This window comes from Soehngenia saccharolytica DSM 12858 (assembly GCF_059568515.1).
The window spans coordinates 1-15,714 of record NZ_JCANTN010000010.1 but is presented as its reverse complement, the minus strand read 5'-3'; the positions used below and the strand labels follow the sequence as shown (position 1 = coordinate 15,714).

Sequence of the window (15,714 nt, the reverse complement as noted above, 5' to 3'; positions counted from 1 at the left end):
TATATGATACCAATAATTGTTAATTCAAGCGTGGAACTAACATTGGCAGATGGAGACATTTTTAAAGGTTTAATATATGACATCTTAGATGACAATATCTATGTCACAAGCACATCAGATAGCAAAGATTTTAAACTTATTAGAGTAGGTGAGAAAGTTAGTGGACTGGCTAGTGATGGAATCAATTCTTTTTCCTTCAATGCAATTGTATCCGAAAGGAAAAAATTAGAATTTCCGACATATATACTTAGCAATATAACAAATATAGAAAAAGTACAAAGAAGGCAATATGCGCGCGTACACCATACTAAAGAAATCAAGTTTTCTGATCATAGCTTTCTGATTGGAAAGGACAATTTAGATCTAAACGGATTTTCAAGCAATAAATTAATGGAGTATCTAAAAGAAGGTTTAATGGTTGATATTAGCGGTGGAGGAATAAAATTCAAATCTGATCATAGGCTTTCAGAAGGTGAGGACATAGTACTTTATATTCAACTAGACGGAGAGCAATTTGCATTGAAAGGAAATGTAGTTCACAGACAAGTAGACATAATTAAAGAAAAGGCACTCTATACATATGGAGTTGAATTTATTGACGTAACTGATAAAACAAGAGAAAAAATAATCAAGAAAGTATTTACTCTAATGAGGAAGAATAGGATTAAGGGGTAAAAAAATGTCTCAGTCATATACCAGCAGTAAAGATGATTTGATAATTAAATACATACCTCTGGTCAACAAGATAGTATCTAAGATCGAAATCAATGACAATGCCCTTGATTATGAGGATTTAGTGAGTGTTGGAATAATTGGACTTATGGATGCTGTTGAGAAATTTGACACATCAAAGAATGTCCCATTTGAAGCTTATGCTACTATAAGAATAAGGGGAGCTATAATTGACGAGCTTAGGAAATCTGGGAAAGTTTCAAGGGACAGGATTTATAAACTAAATGAATATTATACTGTGAAAGGAAATTTAGAGCAAAAACTGAATAGGACACCAGATGAGCAAGAGATAATTAAAGAATTGAATTTAGAATCAAAAGAAATGTCTAAAATATACGAAACTCTTCATTACTTAGCTAATATCTCTCTAGAATCTGTCCTTTACAATAAAGAAGGCGAAGAGTTCTATTTTCTTGACACTCTTAAAGATGAGAAAAACAAATCACCTGAGGAAGCGTATATTGAGAAAGAGAAAAAAGATAAGCTTAAATGTGCTATAGAGAAGTTGGAGGAAAGAGAACAACTGATTCTCAATCTTTATTATGTTGAGGAATTGACATTAAAAGAGATAGCGTATGTTTTAGATATATCGATAGCGAGAGTATCACAAATTCATGGGAAAATATTGCTTAAGTTGAACGGCTATTTAAAGGATTTAATGGAGGATTAAGATGTTCAAATTTCTCGTATTTTTAGCAAGTGCATTTATAATATATGGACTTTATTTAGAAAAAGAATACTTTAATGGAAAAGAAGAAAGCAATTCTTTTGATAATGACCAATTAGAAGATATAAAAAGCAGAATAAATGATATTGAAGAAATAATCTATGGTTTTGACAACAAAATTGATGAAGAAAATTCAAGAAATATAATGAACACAGAAAAATTTGATATTAACATAAACCAATCAATAGATGATAAGGAATATGAGTTTCAGACAATCAATTCGTATATTAATGGAAATATTAGCTTGGCAGAAACTTGCAAAATCTTAGGAATGGAAAAAGGGGAGGTTTTATTATTAAAAAATTTATATATAGAATCAAAGAATATAGAATAAATGTTTTTATACCCTTTGGCATTGGGATTTTAATTGCTGCTATTTTAATGAACTTAAGTTATGAAAGATTAAGCGACAATGACATTGAAATGAAGGCGAGAAAACTTGGAATGATATATCCTGAAGAAATAAAAGTCAACATAAATTCTACAAATAACATGGGAGGAGAAGCAAATGATTAGATCTCTCTACACTATTAACAGAAGTCTGAATGTAATTCAAAAAAAACAAGAGAATACAAGTGCCAATATTGTGAATGTAAACACACCAGGATATAAGTTCCAAGGAGTATTGCAAAGCACAATGGAGTCAAGGGAAATGATGAACTATGCCGGTGGGAACAATAAAAATTTAAGGAATCCTTTAGGTCAGTTTATATTTGGCAATCAAGTTGATGGGTACTATAGAAACTATACAAGTGGAAGCTTTTATGAGACAGGGAACAATACTGATTTTGCAATAAATGGCGATGGATTCTTTACTGTGGAATTAAACAATGGACAGAGAGCATATACAAGAAATGGAAATTTTACAACCAATGAAAACAACGAATTAACCACAGTAGAAGGTTATAGAATAATAGGACTCAATGGCTATATAAATCCTAATGAAGAAAATCCAAATTTTTTAATTTCAAACATTGAAGATTACAATACAATGACAAGCATTGGGGATAGTTTATTTACAACTCAATCGCCTATTAATGCAATAGGATCCGAAGTAAAGAGAGGATATTTGGAATCAAGCAATGTGAATATGGCAGATGAAATGGTAAAATTGATTGAGATAACCCGAGAATTTGAAACAAATCAAAAACTAATGCATACAGCTGATGAAACTTTAAGCAAAGCTGTAAATGAAGTTGGAAAGGTATAGGTGAAATATATGAACATATCTCTACACATAGGTAGATCAGGACTGAATGCCAATCAGCGCAAAATGGATTCAATAGCAGATGAAATATCTAATGTGAATACAATTGGATTTAAGAAGAAGGAGATAAGCTTTAGAGAACTATTGAATACTGAAAATATAAGTGCTGGAACAACTGGTTTGGTATCTAAAGTGAATTACAAACAAGGTACATTTATTGAATCTCAAAGTCCTTTTAATATGGCCATAGAAGGCGATGGATTTTTCGGAACAATGAGAAACGATCAAATCATGTTGACTCGAGATGGTGGATTCGCATTGGATAATGAGAATAATGTTGTGGATAAAGATGGTAACAAACTCATTATAGATTATGTAGTGAATCCAGAAGAATGGACTAATGAGAATATAACTGTAGATGAAGAAGGGAATATTTATCAGAATAATGATGGGAAATCAACTTTATTAGGGAAAATTGTCTTATTCTTTCCTCAAAACATAGATTCATTGACGCCTATTGATAGCGGCAAATACATTTCAAATGGAGAAGTATACTCATCAAGAGAAGAAAACTATGACTTTGGCAATATTAAACAATATTTTTTAGAGCAATCCAATGTAGACTTGACGAATTCATTAACTGACATGCTCATTACTCAAAGAGCCTATTCCATGAGCAGTAAAGTAGTAGAGACAGCAGATGAAATATACAATATGTCTAATAATTTAAAAAGATAAATAATTTGGTTGCATATGCAACCAAATTATTTCTTTTCCTCTGGTATAATGTAAACATAATTTAGAAGAGGAGAGGATATCATGAAAAGAAGAATCATAAATATAGATGAAGAAAAATGCAACGGTTGTGGACTGTGTGCTAATGCATGTCATGAAGGTGCAATTGGCATGGTAGATGGGAAAGCAAAATTATTACGTGATGACTATTGCGACGGGTTAGGGGACTGTTTGCCAGTCTGCCCAACAGGAGCTATTACATTCGTTGAAAGAGAAGCTTTAGAATATGATGAAAAAGCTGTCTTAGCTAAGAAGTTATCAAAGGATAATCATTCACATTCATGCCCAGGTTCTATGGCAAAAGCAATTGAAAGAGAAGAGAAAACTTCATCACTAACTGCTGAGGCAGTAAATGTTAGTAGTATGCTAAAACAATGGCCAGTTCAAATAAAATTAGCGCCAATAAAAGCACCATATTTCGATAATTCTAATTTGCTGATAGCAGCAGATTGTACTGCATATGCATATGGAAATTTCCACAATGAATTCATGAGAAATAAAATAACTTTAATTGGATGTCCAAAACTAGACATGGTAGATTACTCAGAAAAATTGACTGAAATAATTAGACAAAATAATATAAAAAGTGTTACAATTGTGAGGATGGAAGTGCCATGCTGTGGGGGAATCGTGGAAGCAGTAAAAAGATCATTAATAGATAGTGGTAAATTTATACCATGGCAAGTAGTGACGATATCTTCTGATGGCAGAATATTAGAATAGAATAATTATTGTTGACTCACTAGAGTAACTGTGCTATTATATGCTTTGTGAATTGAATATCTTGATGCCTTATCAAGAGTGGTGGAGGGACAGGCCCAATGAAACCCGGCAACCTATTAAAGGTGCTAATTCCTGCAGAGTTTATGAATTCTGGAAGATGAGGTCGTTTTTTTAAAAGCGCCTTTCCTTTTGGAAAGGCTTTAAATATATAATTTTTCGAGGAGGAATAAGATGAAAAAATGGTATTTTACATCTGAATCTGTAACTGAAGGCCATCCAGATAAAGTCTGCGATCAGATTTCAGATGCGATATTAGATGAAATATTAAAGCAAGACCCGAATGCTAGAGTTGCATGTGAAACCATCGCATCAACAGGGCTAATATTAGTAGCAGGAGAAATAACTACTGATTGCTATGTAGATATACCTAAAATAGCAAGAAAAACCGTAGAAGAAATAGGGTATGTTAGGGCTAAATATGGTTTCGATTCTGATACATGTGCGGTTTTAACATCTATAAATGAACAATCACCAGATATAGCGCTAGGAGTTGACAAAGCTTTAGAATTGAAAGAAAATTTATCAAATGATGAATTAGATAAAATAGGTGCAGGAGATCAAGGCATGATGTTTGGATATGCATGTAATGAAACACCTGAACTTATGCCTATGCCAATTTCACTTGCCCATAGGTTAGCAAGAAGACTTGCAGAAGTTAGGAAAAATGGCACACTTGATTATTTAAGACCAGATGGAAAGACTCAAGTCACTATAGAGTATCATGATGATTTACCTGTAAGAGTTGAGAATATTGTAGTTTCCACTCAGCATTCACCAGCAGTGACATTAGAACAAATTAGAGAAGATATAATTGAGCATGTGATAACTGAAATAGTACCGCCTACTATGATTGACGATAATACAAAAATATATGTAAACCCTACAGGAAGATTTGTAATCGGTGGGCCAATGGGAGATGCTGGGCTTACTGGAAGAAAGATCATAGTGGATACTTACGGTGGATATGCAAGGCATGGCGGTGGAGCTTTTTCTGGGAAAGATCCAACAAAAGTAGATAGGTCAGCTTCCTACATGGCTAGATATGTAGCAAAAAATGTAGTTGCAGCTGGGCTTGCCGACAAATGCGAAGTTGCAGTCGCATATGCTATTGGAATTGCACATCCACTATCTGTAAATGTCGATACATTTGGAACAGGTAAAATAAGTGACGAGGAAATAGTGAAACTTATTAAAGAAAATTTTGATTTAAGGCCTGCAGCAATTATTCGCGATCTGGATTTGAGAAAGCCAATTTATAGGCAAATAGCAGCTTATGGGCATTTCGGAAGAACTGATTTAGACTTAAGCTGGGAAAAAACTGATAAAGCAGAAATTTTAAGAAAAGCTCTTTAAATAAATCCCTCTCTTTTGAGAGGGATTTATTTTCGTCTTTGTTGTATAATATATAGTAGTAGAGGTTTATATGGAGGTAAATTATGCTCATAGAAGGCACTGTCGAAGAGATAATATTTAGAAACGAAGAAAATGGATATACTGTTGGAAGGCTTAATACATCAGATGGCCCAGTGACATTTGTAGGCAAGACTTTCTTCATAAAAAATGATCAATATGTTGAGTTAGAAGGAAATTTTATATATCATGACAAATTTGGAGAACAATTTGTATTTACTAGCCTAAAGGAGAAATTACCATCTACTTTAAATGGAATAGAAAGCTATTTATCATCTGGACTGATACCTCATATTGGGAAAGCTACTGCAAAGAAAATAGTAGACAGATTTAAGGAAGATTCATTGGATATAATTCAGTATAATCCACAAAGATTATTAGAAGTGGAAGGAATTGGCGAGAAAAAACTAATAAAGATAATGAAAGCTTTTGAAGAACAGAGAGAAATAAGGCAGATTGTAGTAGAACTTAAAGAACACAATATCTCAACCAATCAAATACTAAAAATCTATAAAGAATACGGCAGTGAAACAGTCAGATTAATTAAAGAGAATCCTTACAGACTTATTGAAGATATAAGAGGAATAGGATTTAAGATATCAGATGAAATCGCAAACAAAATAGGAATTGAAATGGACTCACCTTACAGAATAAAGGCAGGGCTTAACTATATTATGCATGAAGCAATAGCAGATGGACATACCTATTTGCCTGAGAAAGAGTTAATAAAAAGAGCAGAGCATTTGCTTGAAGTGCCAAAGGGTAAAGTTATAGATGAACTAAAAAGTTTGTTGCTTGCTGATAATTTCGTTAAGATGAAGATCGATGAAGAAGATATTATTTACTATGCTCCATACAATACGTTTGAAAATAATATAGCAAGAAAATTAGTAGAATTAAGCAATATAAAATTAGATGATATAGATATTGATGTAGAAAAAGAAATAAATGATATTGAAAGAAAATTCAATATAAAATTTGCTAAAAAGCAAAGAGATGCTATTAAAAGTTCTATAGATACCGGTGTAGTTGTCTTGACTGGTGGGCCCGGGACAGGTAAGACGACTATTATAAAAGCTATAATCGAGATTTATCAAAAGGAAAACAAAACTTTTGTATTAGCAGCACCAACTGGACGTGCAGCTAAAAGAATTAAAGAATCTACTGGCTATGAAGCAAAGACATTGCATAGATTGCTGGAAATATCATATGGTGATGATGGATTCAACTTTTTAAGAGATGATGAAAATCCTATTGAAAGCGATTTGATCATTGTAGATGAAGCATCAATGGTTGATATTTTGATCATGAATAAATTAATGGAAGCTATAAAGCTAGGTTCGAGATTGATATTAGTTGGTGATGTTGACCAACTTCCATCAGTAGGAGCAGGAAATATATTGAGGGACATAATCAATTCAAATATGATAAAAGTTGTAAGACTAGATGAAATTTTTAGGCAAGAAGAAAATAGCATGATAATTGTCAATGCGCACAGGATAAATAATGGATTAATGCCAATTTTAAATGAGAAAGACAAAGATTTCTTCTTTATAACAAAGAATTCACCAAAAGAAGTTTTAGAAGAGATAAAAGAGCTAGTGGTAGAGAGATTACCGAGATATTATGGCTTTGATCCAATAAATGACATTCAAGTTTTATCACCAATGAAAAAAGGAGATGTAGGAATAATTTCTTTAAATCAAAAACTTCAAGATGCATTAAACCCAGCTGATAAAAATAAAGCACAAAAAATATTTGGAAACTTTTGCTTTAGAATTGGCGATAAAGTAATGCAAATAAAAAACAATTATCAGATGAAATGGACAATAACAACAGAAGAAGGCAAAGAAGAAGGCGAAGGGATATACAATGGGGATATTGGAATAATAAAAGATATAGATGATGAAAATGAGATTATAAAGATCTTATTTGATTTTGAAAAAGAAGTAGAATATGATTTTAAAGATCTTGACCAATTAACTTTATCATATGCTATAACAATCCATAAATCCCAAGGAAGTGAATTCAGAGCTGTTATCATGCCGATCACATCTGGACCTAAGATGCTTTTAACCAGAAATTTACTTTATACGGGAATAACAAGAGCCAAAGAACTTGTGGTTTTGATCGGAGATAGAAGATACATTCATACGATGGTAAACAACGATCAAATAGAAAAGAGGTATTCATCCCTTGATAGAAAAATACAACAATTCTATAGTTACTTTTCTAAAGAAGGTATAAGCTATGATAGATAAATTTTTATTCCCAACAGAAAATGTATGCAGCTTCTGCAAAGATTATGATGAAAATTTAATATATGGGTTATGCGAAGAATGTAGAGATAGAATTGAAGAATTACATGCCAAGGTGAACTTAAAAACCGATTTTGTCGATGACTTATATGTTTCCATATTTTACAATAGATTTGCTAAAGATTTTATACATCAGTATAAATTTAATAATAAGAGTTATCTTTTTAAAACCTTTTCTTCATATATGAATAAGACTTTGTGTAAACTAGAAATATTTGATTACGACCTAATCATACCAGTTCCAATACATAGAAGAAAAGAGGCTATTAGAGGATATAATCAATCGTATTTATTAGCAAATGAAATAGCAAAATATAATAAAAAGCCGATATATAAAGATGTACTTATAAAAAGAAAATGGACTAAAGAACAAAATAAGCTAAATCTGTATGAAAGGAGACTAAATTTAAGCTCTTCTTTCATTGTAAAGAGAGAAAAGATAATATTAGACAAGAAGATACTATTAATAGATGATATTGTAACCACTGGAATGACACTCGAATTATGTAGTAAAGAATTAAAAGAAAATGGCGCAGATAAAATTATTGGGCTCTGTTTATCTACGCCTATAAGATGATTATTTTAAAAAGAAGTCGTATAGGAAACTAGTTTCTTTGTAAAATGAGACTCCGTTTTTTTTATAAAAGAGCAAAGTGGCATTAATTTCCCCACCTAAGATGATTATCATACTGATTATATAAAGCCAAATGAGAAATACAATAACTCCACCTAAGCTTCCGTATGTTACTGCGTAATTGCCAAAATTATTCACATAATAAGAGAACAATATAGATGCGATTATCCAACCTAATGTAGAAAATATAGAACCAAACAATGTAGACTTAAACTTAATTTTATTCTCTCTATTTGTGCTAGGCGTATATTTATACATCAGCGCAAATATTATGATCATATAGAGAATTGGTATAATAAACCTTAAGTATTGCCACAGATTTAAGAATAAAACTTCATTGCCAATAAATGCAAATATCCATTTTCCAAGCAATTCACCGACAACTAGCGTAACAAATACCATTACTATAAGGATCAATAAAGCGACTGTAAACAAAAGAGAAAGTAGCTTTCGTTTCAAATAAGATCTCTTTTCTTTAAAACCGTATGCAGCATTTATAGACCTCATTGTAACCATCATTCCGCCTGATGCAGTCCAAAGACCTGCTATTGCAGCTATTGATAAAAGGCCTTGACTACTGGATGTTGCAATATCTTTTACAAAGCCTTCAATTATATTAGTCACTTCAACTGGCAATAATTCTAAGAATTCTAATGGCATTTCACCAGTTACAATTGGCGTAAGACTTAATACATTTAACAACACAATTAAGAAAGGAAATATTGAAAGCACTAGATAATAAGCCATTTGTGCTGCATACCCAAATATATAGTCATCACGTAACTTGTAGATAAAATGATCAAGTACAATAATTGGCTTATGAGTTAAAAGCCTATCAATAAGATTATTCAAAATTACACCAACTTTATTTTAGATATTTGTCAAACCAATTAGTAATCTCTTCCAATCTCTTAATTCTATGTTTTGGTTTGCCAGATCGTGATAGCTCATGATTTTCACCTTTAAACATTACTAGTTTAGATTCAACACCATGGTATTTTAATGAATTAAACATTTGAAAACCTTGGTCTATCCAGCATCTATAATCTTCATTTGAGTGAATAAATAGAGTTGGAGTAACGACATTGTTAGCATATTTTAAAGGAGAATTATCCCACAATTTTTGCTGATTGTCCCAAGGATTTGTACCTACTTGATCTTGAACAAAATAATAGCCAATATCTGAGGTTCCAAAGAATGAAACCCAATTTGAGATGCTCCTTTGAGATGCTGCGGCTTTAAATCTATTTGTGTGTCCAATAATCCAATTCGTCATATATCCACCATAAGAGCCACCAGTTACTCCAATATTTTCTTTATCTATATTAGGGTAGAGTTCAAGAATTTTATCTGTAAAAGCCATGATATCATCATAATCTATACTGCCATACTTACCTCTAATATCTGCGAATTCATTTCCATACCCATCACTGCCTCTTGGATTTAAAAAGAAGACGAAGTAACCTTTATTTGCCCAAACTTGCATTTCATGGTAATAAACACTGCCATAGCAAGTCTTTGGTCCTCCATGGATATCCAATATGGCAGGGTATGATTTTGTTTCGTCGTAGTCAACAGGTTTGATAACAAAACCATCAAGTGCGACATCTTGATTCTTAACATTTATATAAACTGGCTTTGAAACTGTTTTTTCTTCCACAACCCAAAGATTAAAATCAGTTAAAGGTTTTTCGGTCTCAGTTAAAATATATAGTTCTTGAAGGTATATATCCCTTAGCCCTGTAAAATATATTTTATCATTCACCACATCGAAATCGTCAATGGACCCGTTTGGTTGAGTTATTTTTTCTAATTTCCCATCTAAAGTCAATTTGTTTATAAATGAATTATATCCGCTGGTCGATACAAAATACAGAGCATCGCCATCAACTTTGAAATAGCGAGAACTTCCATACCTGCAGTCAGAGCCTACTGAATCTCCAATACCTTCATCAAAATTAAGAAGTATTTTACAATTTGAGCCATCACTATCCATTAAGTAAATGTCAAGATTTTGATTGATTCCATATTTTTTCATATCTGAGCCAAAGAAAACAATTTTGTCCAGAACAAATAAAGCACATCCATAGTTAAAGTCACGGAATGGAGATATTTTTTCTACTTCTAGACTATTCAAATCTAAAATATGGATGTCGCTAAACAAGTGCATCTTATCTGTGAAAGAAGAAGTTATCAATAAAGCTTTATCTTTTGATTCTGATAAATAGACCTGATGAACATTTGTAAACTCATCTGTTATTGGAATTAATTTATTCTCATCTTTAATATAATAATATAGTCGAGCCCTTTTTTTATTGGTAAAACCTTCTCCATTAGACCAAAAAGGAATTTCATCTAAAATTTCATAATCTGAAATTTCTTTTTTCTCTTTTATTTTTTTATCTAATTCTTCATCATTAAGCGATATAGTCTCGCCTAAACTTTGATCGTACATAGCTGTGAATAGATAATGATTCTCGTCAATCATATCGGTAGAAAATACATTTAAAGGCACACTAAAGCTTCTATTAGCTTCGCCACCATCAATGTTTATCTCATAAAACACGGTAAGCGGATAGCCATTATCTACTTTTTCCTTATCTTTTTTATCTCGAATAGCTGTGAAAACAATATTTTTTTCATCTTTCCAAAAAAAACTTCGCTCCTCATTGAAACTGGTTAATTTTCTAATTTTATCATTATCATCAGAAATGTAAATATTAGATAAATACTTATTTTCTTCTAGATCCATGCTGCTTACAACAAAACCACAATATTTAGCGTTTGGAGAGATATTGATTGATGATATAAATTTAAAATCTGTAAAATCTTTTAACTCTAATTTTTTCATAATGACCTCCATTAATTATCAGATTTTTTTGGTGTAAATATTAATATATTATCCATCTTCCTCTTATCCCATTGATTAATAAAAGGAAGGCAGACTTTGCCAATAGGAGTGAGTAAAAGCTTTTTTCTATCATTGATTTCTATTAAACCAATTAAATTTATAATATACAAAAATGAAGATACTTGTTTTTCAAATTTAAATTCTTCGTATAATTCTTCAAGTGACATTGGATATCTCATGATTTTGGTTAATATTTTAATTGACAAGTCTTTTAAATATTCAGCTTTTTTAATATCGATAGAAAAACAAGTTCTAATAAAGTCTATTTTAAAAATTTCTGACAACATAATCTGCATTTTTTCCTCTTGAGTCAATATTAGGTAATCTTCCACGATATCACTTGCTGTCAATTTATTGTCTTTTATCTCAAGTACTGCTAAGGATAAACCTAATGTCCTAAATATATCTAAAACATCTATACTTGATTTGAAATAATCACCAATTTCATACAAACCGAACATATAGTCCATTAAAATTAACTTATCGGCTTTCCTAACATTTTGCTTTTTGTCTGTTAGGGTCAAAGGATTTGAGATCAGATAAATCAAATATACATCAAAATCCTTAATGAAATCATCGTTTATAGTTGTGTCTAACTCAGATAGTTTGGATACAAGATAATTATCCTTGTAAAAATAGCTATCTTCAGTATGAATCTCATTAATAAACTCAAATCTATTTTCCCTTATTTTTCTAATTTGTTGCAGAGAAAGTGTGAAGTCTATAGTTTGATTTGATTTAAAGATGACATATTCAGTCAAAGCATCTAAATACAATAAGAAAGACTCACTAGAGACAATAAAACCATCATAAATTGCATCTCTAAATAGTTTAATCAGATCGACTTTGTTGATATCCCTCAAGCTCAACTCTTCAGGTTTTAAATAATAATCATATATTTCAAACAATTTGCTTATATATTTTTCTGAAATATTAGAGTCTCTTTTTGATACGATATATGACTGAAATTCTTCAATATCTTCGTATATGGACAATGCATCCTCTTTTGAAGCATTGAAATGTTCATATGCATTCATATAAAACATGTCATAGAATCTCAAACAATTGGTTTTTACATAATTTGAAAAAGAGAGGCTAAAGTCTTTAGATAACTCGTAGTTAAAGTCATAAAGAACTTCTTTAATGAAGTATGGAACTACAGATTTAGGAGCATATGTTATTTCACCAGAAAAAATATTATAACTTAAAACATTGTCTACCCTTGCTAAAAAATTATCTCCTTCTTTAAGAATTCGCTTTGCAGAAGGTTCAAGTATTTCTACAATATCAGCAGTGAATGCATTTTTTGCAACAATAATTTCATTTTTTATCTCCAATATTTCATACAGAGAAGGATAGGATTTTTTCTTTGCGATTAGTACTTCTTTTTCAATACTGCTAATTAAAAAGTTGTCATATAGGTATTTGTCTATGACTGTTTTACCTTTTTCATCTTTATAATCGCACATCAACCACATATTAAATGCGGTGCTTTCTTCATCTAATAAAAAAGGTGGATATTGAAGTGGAATTTTATTGAATAATTCTTCTTTGATTTTTTTAGCTCTAATATACTTTTCGAGATTTTTGTAAATATCGCTATTAATCTGCATCAGAACATCATAATTTAAGTTTTTCATTTATACCTCCAAATTAATAGTTTGATTCATATTTGATAAATTTTTTAAAAGTGATGAGATGTGATAATTATAAATCACGTCTTCTTTAGTTATCTCATTATCACATTTAAGAAACAATGTCATATTTAATAATTTCTCTATCGATGATTTGTTGCTTTCATTTAGACAACATTTACAATTTAGAGATTTTAAGGCTGCCAAATCAGTAAAAATAAGTTGCATCGCCCTTAATTTCGCTAAATCATCGTCAATTAATGTTTTATTCATAAAATTATATCGTTTTTCATCTTTAGCCAATTCATAAGTTGATTCTAATTTATCCAGTTTAGATTTAAATCTTGAAAGATCAAAATTGTTTCTTCCTGTAATTATATCATAAAGTATGTCTTTGATATCGTTTTTCATACTTGAGAAGATTAGATCAAATTGCTCATCGCTATGTGGAGCAGAGATTGAATAATTTACTAATACTCCTACTATTATACCCACAGATGTATCAAGAACTCTATTAAGTGCATATGTTATTATTTCTGTATTTCTATTCATATAAACGGCAATAAAAACCATAGCAGCAAGAGAAATAGCTTTTTTCCAATTTAAAAGATTTAATATGTGAATTACTATTATTATTCCAATACCCATAAAAAAATAATTGATGGGGAAAATGTAATTCATGACTAAAGCAACAATTGCTCCAGTAATAGTTGCCAACATTCTATTTTTACCTGATTGAAAGGACTCTGAAACACTAGATTGCATCGTGCTAATTGCACCAAGTCCAACAAAAAGAGGAGAATATAAACCTAATTTGTCGGCAATAAACATGCCTAAAGAGACAGCTATACCGGTTTTAATTGTTCTCATTCCAATTTTATATTTATCTAAAAACATAAATAACTCCTTCAAAAAAGTTTCTACTAATATTATAACATTTATAAACAATTATCAAGATATTAATCCACAAATAAAAACAGATAAATATAAGTTTTCCACAAAACAATCCACATTATCCACAGATAAAACAAGACATATCCACAGAATTAACAACATATTTTCCACAAATCATTAATTAGCTGTTTAAATTATAAATCATTGTTTAATACATATCCTTTTTAGGTATAATATAATTAAATAATATAAGTAATGACTTATCTGAAAGGAGCTGGGTTTATGAAAATAAATTTTACTGGAAAGAATATGGAGGTATCAGATGCTTTAAAATCTGTAACTGAAAAAAAGCTCAGTAAATTAAATAAGTATTTTCAAAATGACTTCGTTGGGAATGTAACTTTTAGCACTGAAAAAAATAGAAAAATAATTGAAGTTACCATAAACCTTCCTGGGACAATTTTGAGAGCCGAAGAAGCAAGTGATGATATGTATGCATCTATCGACAAAGCTGTAGATGTATTAGAAGCACAAATGAGGAAACATAAAACCAAATTACAAAAGAGATACAAAAGTGGAGAAACTATTAGATTTGAGAACTTACCTACATTAGAAGAAAATGAAGAAGATAAACCGAAATTAGTGAGGACAAAGAAATTTGTATTAAAGCCAATGACGACAGATGAAGCTATATTGCAAATGGAATTGCTAAGACATAATTTCTTCATTTTCATGGATGCAGAAACAGAAGCAGTAAATGTTGTATATAAGAGAAAAGATGGGAACTACGGATTAATAGAACCAGAAATTTTATAAAACAAAGATCAAACAGGGGAAACCCTGTTTTTTTTATGTCTAAAAGAAATAAAACCAAAATAAAACTGAAATAAAACTGAAATAAAACCAGTCAGTGGTATTATATAAAAAAGAAAGAATTCGGAAGTGATTATTATGGAGTGCAAAACAAGTTCTGATTTCTATTTTGGGTTAATTCCCATATACAATGAAGCCGATGAATTATTGGATTTTTTATTAGTAGATATGAGTGAAAATTTCTATCAAATATTTAAAATTGAGGAATTTGATTTGATTGGTAGAAGTGTATCAGATGTTATATTTCATTTAAATGAATTTTTTCCATCATTCAAAGACATATATTATAAATTGACACCTGATAATAGCAAAAAATATGGGAAATATATTTCAGAGTTAGGAAATTTTTACTTAATAAATATTTTCACATCTTTTGACTTAAAAACATATATTTATTTTTTAGATTTGAGTGGGATTAAATCAAACGAAAATTTGGCAATTTGATAACCAATACGAAGGTATTTTTTCAAACTGGCAAACTTATCGAAAGATAAGGACGCAAAGCTATGAGTCTAAGGCTATAGGCTAGGACAGTCAAGCTACTTTTTCAAGCAGCTTTTGTTTTTGGCTAATATATAAATAATACTAGTATAAGATTTAGGCAATATAATGAAACGCATAGGAAAAATATACATTTGAATTATAGAAGGAGGAGTTTGATTTGAGCAATTTAGTGTTAGTGTGTAGTAATATTATTTTGGGATAGTGTAAAGTAGCCTATGAAAAAACAGGATAAAAAAAATAGGCTCATAAGAACCTAGAAAATCGCAAAATTATACTTTTATGGTAGTTGTCG

At 30.7% G+C, this 15,714-nt stretch carries 16 protein-coding genes and 2 riboswitches; of the genes, 12 read left to right on the top strand and 4 right to left on the bottom strand.

Features of this window, described 5'->3' with window-relative positions; all coding sequences use genetic code 11:
• Positions 1 to 3: 3 nt before the first annotated feature.
• The 10 genes from BO51_RS04190 (at position 4) to BO51_RS04145 (ending at position 8,549) form a co-directional block, all read left to right on the top strand.
• Positions 4 to 675 (top strand): flagellar brake protein, encoded by a 672-nt coding sequence (locus BO51_RS04190; protein WP_496484261.1) that lies wholly within the window; start codon positions 4 to 6, stop codon positions 673 to 675.
• Between the two features lie 4 nt (positions 676 to 679).
• The gene (locus BO51_RS04185; protein ID WP_496484259.1) at positions 680 to 1,402 is read left to right on the top strand and encodes a sigma-70 family RNA polymerase sigma factor; all 723 of its coding nucleotides are present in this window, start codon (positions 680 to 682) and stop codon (positions 1,400 to 1,402) included.
• Between the two features lies 1 nt (position 1,403).
• Positions 1,404 to 1,793, top strand: a complete 390-nt coding sequence (locus BO51_RS04180) for a hypothetical protein (RefSeq protein WP_496484257.1) — start codon at positions 1,404 to 1,406, stop codon at positions 1,791 to 1,793.
• 47 nt (positions 1,794 to 1,840) lie between these two features.
• Positions 1,841 to 1,975 carry a hypothetical protein gene (locus BO51_RS04175; RefSeq protein WP_496484255.1) on the top strand — a complete coding sequence of 45 codons (135 nt, stop codon included), beginning with the start codon at positions 1,841 to 1,843 and terminating at the stop codon, positions 1,973 to 1,975.
• Positions 1,968 to 2,669, top strand: coding sequence for a flagellar hook-basal body protein (locus BO51_RS04170; RefSeq protein WP_496484254.1), 702 nt, complete (start codon positions 1,968 to 1,970; stop codon positions 2,667 to 2,669). The genes BO51_RS04175 and BO51_RS04170 overlap by 8 nt, the downstream gene beginning before the upstream one ends.
• Positions 2,670 to 2,678: 9 nt before the next feature.
• A complete protein-coding gene (locus BO51_RS04165) occupies positions 2,679 to 3,404 on the top strand; it encodes a flagellar hook-basal body protein (RefSeq protein WP_496484252.1) in 726 nt (241 codons plus the stop codon).
• 81 nt (positions 3,405 to 3,485) lie between these two features.
• Positions 3,486 to 4,184 carry an ATP-binding protein gene (locus BO51_RS04160; protein ID WP_496484251.1) on the top strand — a complete coding sequence of 233 codons (699 nt, stop codon included), beginning with the start codon at positions 3,486 to 3,488 and terminating at the stop codon, positions 4,182 to 4,184.
• 66 nt (positions 4,185 to 4,250) lie between these two features.
• Positions 4,251 to 4,348, top strand: a riboswitch (SAM riboswitch).
• Between the two features lie 67 nt (positions 4,349 to 4,415).
• Positions 4,416 to 5,597 carry a methionine adenosyltransferase gene (gene metK / locus BO51_RS04155; RefSeq protein WP_496484249.1) on the top strand — a complete coding sequence of 394 codons (1,182 nt, stop codon included), beginning with the start codon at positions 4,416 to 4,418 and terminating at the stop codon, positions 5,595 to 5,597.
• 83 nt (positions 5,598 to 5,680) lie between these two features.
• Positions 5,681 to 7,915 (top strand): SF1B family DNA helicase RecD2, encoded by a 2,235-nt coding sequence (gene recD2, locus BO51_RS04150; protein ID WP_496484248.1) that lies wholly within the window; start codon positions 5,681 to 5,683, stop codon positions 7,913 to 7,915.
• On the top strand, positions 7,905 to 8,549 hold the full coding sequence (locus tag BO51_RS04145; RefSeq protein ID WP_496484246.1) for a ComF family protein: 645 nt from the start codon (positions 7,905 to 7,907) through the stop codon (positions 8,547 to 8,549). Before recD2 ends, BO51_RS04145 begins: the two co-directional genes overlap by 11 nt.
• Here the strand turns inward: BO51_RS04145 and BO51_RS04140 are convergent, their stop codons facing one another.
• Genes BO51_RS04140 through BO51_RS04125 form a run of 4 tightly spaced genes read right to left on the bottom strand, consistent with a single transcriptional unit; the run spans position 8,550 to position 14,048 of the window.
• Positions 8,550 to 9,458: a YihY/virulence factor BrkB family protein gene (locus BO51_RS04140; RefSeq protein ID WP_496484244.1), complete on the bottom strand. Its 909-nt coding sequence runs from the start codon at positions 9,456 to 9,458 to the stop codon at positions 8,550 to 8,552. It lies immediately after the preceding gene.
• 13 nt (positions 9,459 to 9,471) lie between these two features.
• Complete coding sequence (locus tag BO51_RS04135; protein WP_496484243.1) at positions 9,472 to 11,457, bottom strand: S9 family peptidase; 1,986 nt, start codon at positions 11,455 to 11,457, stop codon at positions 9,472 to 9,474.
• Between the two features lie 11 nt (positions 11,458 to 11,468).
• Complete coding sequence (locus tag BO51_RS04130; protein WP_496484241.1) at positions 11,469 to 13,157, bottom strand: DUF7986 domain-containing protein; 1,689 nt, start codon at positions 13,155 to 13,157, stop codon at positions 11,469 to 11,471.
• Positions 13,158 to 14,048, bottom strand: coding sequence for an FUSC family protein (locus tag BO51_RS04125; RefSeq protein ID WP_496484239.1), 891 nt, complete (start codon positions 14,046 to 14,048; stop codon positions 13,158 to 13,160).
• A 279-nt stretch (positions 14,049 to 14,327) separates the two neighbouring features.
• On the opposite strand from BO51_RS04125, the gene hpf reads away from it, so the two are divergent.
• Positions 14,328 to 14,861: a ribosome hibernation-promoting factor, HPF/YfiA family gene (gene hpf, locus BO51_RS04120; RefSeq protein ID WP_496484237.1), complete on the top strand. Its 534-nt coding sequence runs from the start codon at positions 14,328 to 14,330 to the stop codon at positions 14,859 to 14,861.
• A 135-nt stretch (positions 14,862 to 14,996) separates the two neighbouring features.
• Positions 14,997 to 15,362: a hypothetical protein gene (locus BO51_RS04115; RefSeq protein WP_496484235.1), complete on the top strand. Its 366-nt coding sequence runs from the start codon at positions 14,997 to 14,999 to the stop codon at positions 15,360 to 15,362.
• A gap of 19 nt (positions 15,363 to 15,381) precedes the next feature.
• A riboswitch (cyclic di-GMP riboswitch) is annotated at positions 15,382 to 15,465 on the top strand.
• Positions 15,466 to 15,714 lie beyond the last annotated feature (249 nt).

What these genes read in the sequence shown, in the direction of transcription:
- BO51_RS04190 (WP_496484261.1), top strand. Translation starts at nt 4, where the DNA reads ATGATACCAATAATTGTTAATTCAAGCGTGGAACTAACATTGGCAGAT.
- BO51_RS04185 (WP_496484259.1), top strand. Translation starts at nt 680, where the DNA reads ATGTCTCAGTCATATACCAGCAGTAAAGATGATTTGATAATTAAATAC.
- BO51_RS04180 (WP_496484257.1), top strand. Translation starts at nt 1,404, where the DNA reads ATGTTCAAATTTCTCGTATTTTTAGCAAGTGCATTTATAATATATGGA.
- BO51_RS04175 (WP_496484255.1), top strand. Translation starts at nt 1,841, where the DNA reads ATGAACTTAAGTTATGAAAGATTAAGCGACAATGACATTGAAATGAAG.
- BO51_RS04170 (WP_496484254.1), top strand. Translation starts at nt 1,968, where the DNA reads ATGATTAGATCTCTCTACACTATTAACAGAAGTCTGAATGTAATTCAA.
- BO51_RS04165 (WP_496484252.1), top strand. Translation starts at nt 2,679, where the DNA reads ATGAACATATCTCTACACATAGGTAGATCAGGACTGAATGCCAATCAG.
- BO51_RS04160 (WP_496484251.1), top strand. Translation starts at nt 3,486, where the DNA reads ATGAAAAGAAGAATCATAAATATAGATGAAGAAAAATGCAACGGTTGT.
- metK (WP_496484249.1), top strand. Translation starts at nt 4,416, where the DNA reads ATGAAAAAATGGTATTTTACATCTGAATCTGTAACTGAAGGCCATCCA.
- recD2 (WP_496484248.1), top strand. Translation starts at nt 5,681, where the DNA reads ATGCTCATAGAAGGCACTGTCGAAGAGATAATATTTAGAAACGAAGAA.
- BO51_RS04145 (WP_496484246.1), top strand. Translation starts at nt 7,905, where the DNA reads ATGATAGATAAATTTTTATTCCCAACAGAAAATGTATGCAGCTTCTGC.
- BO51_RS04135 (WP_496484243.1), bottom strand. Translation starts at nt 11,457, where the DNA reads ATGAAAAAATTAGAGTTAAAAGATTTTACAGATTTTAAATTTATATCA.
- BO51_RS04130 (WP_496484241.1), bottom strand. Translation starts at nt 13,157, where the DNA reads ATGAAAAACTTAAATTATGATGTTCTGATGCAGATTAATAGCGATATT.
- BO51_RS04125 (WP_496484239.1), bottom strand. Translation starts at nt 14,048, where the DNA reads ATGTTTTTAGATAAATATAAAATTGGAATGAGAACAATTAAAACCGGT.
- hpf (WP_496484237.1), top strand. Translation starts at nt 14,328, where the DNA reads ATGAAAATAAATTTTACTGGAAAGAATATGGAGGTATCAGATGCTTTA.
- BO51_RS04115 (WP_496484235.1), top strand. Translation starts at nt 14,997, where the DNA reads ATGGAGTGCAAAACAAGTTCTGATTTCTATTTTGGGTTAATTCCCATA.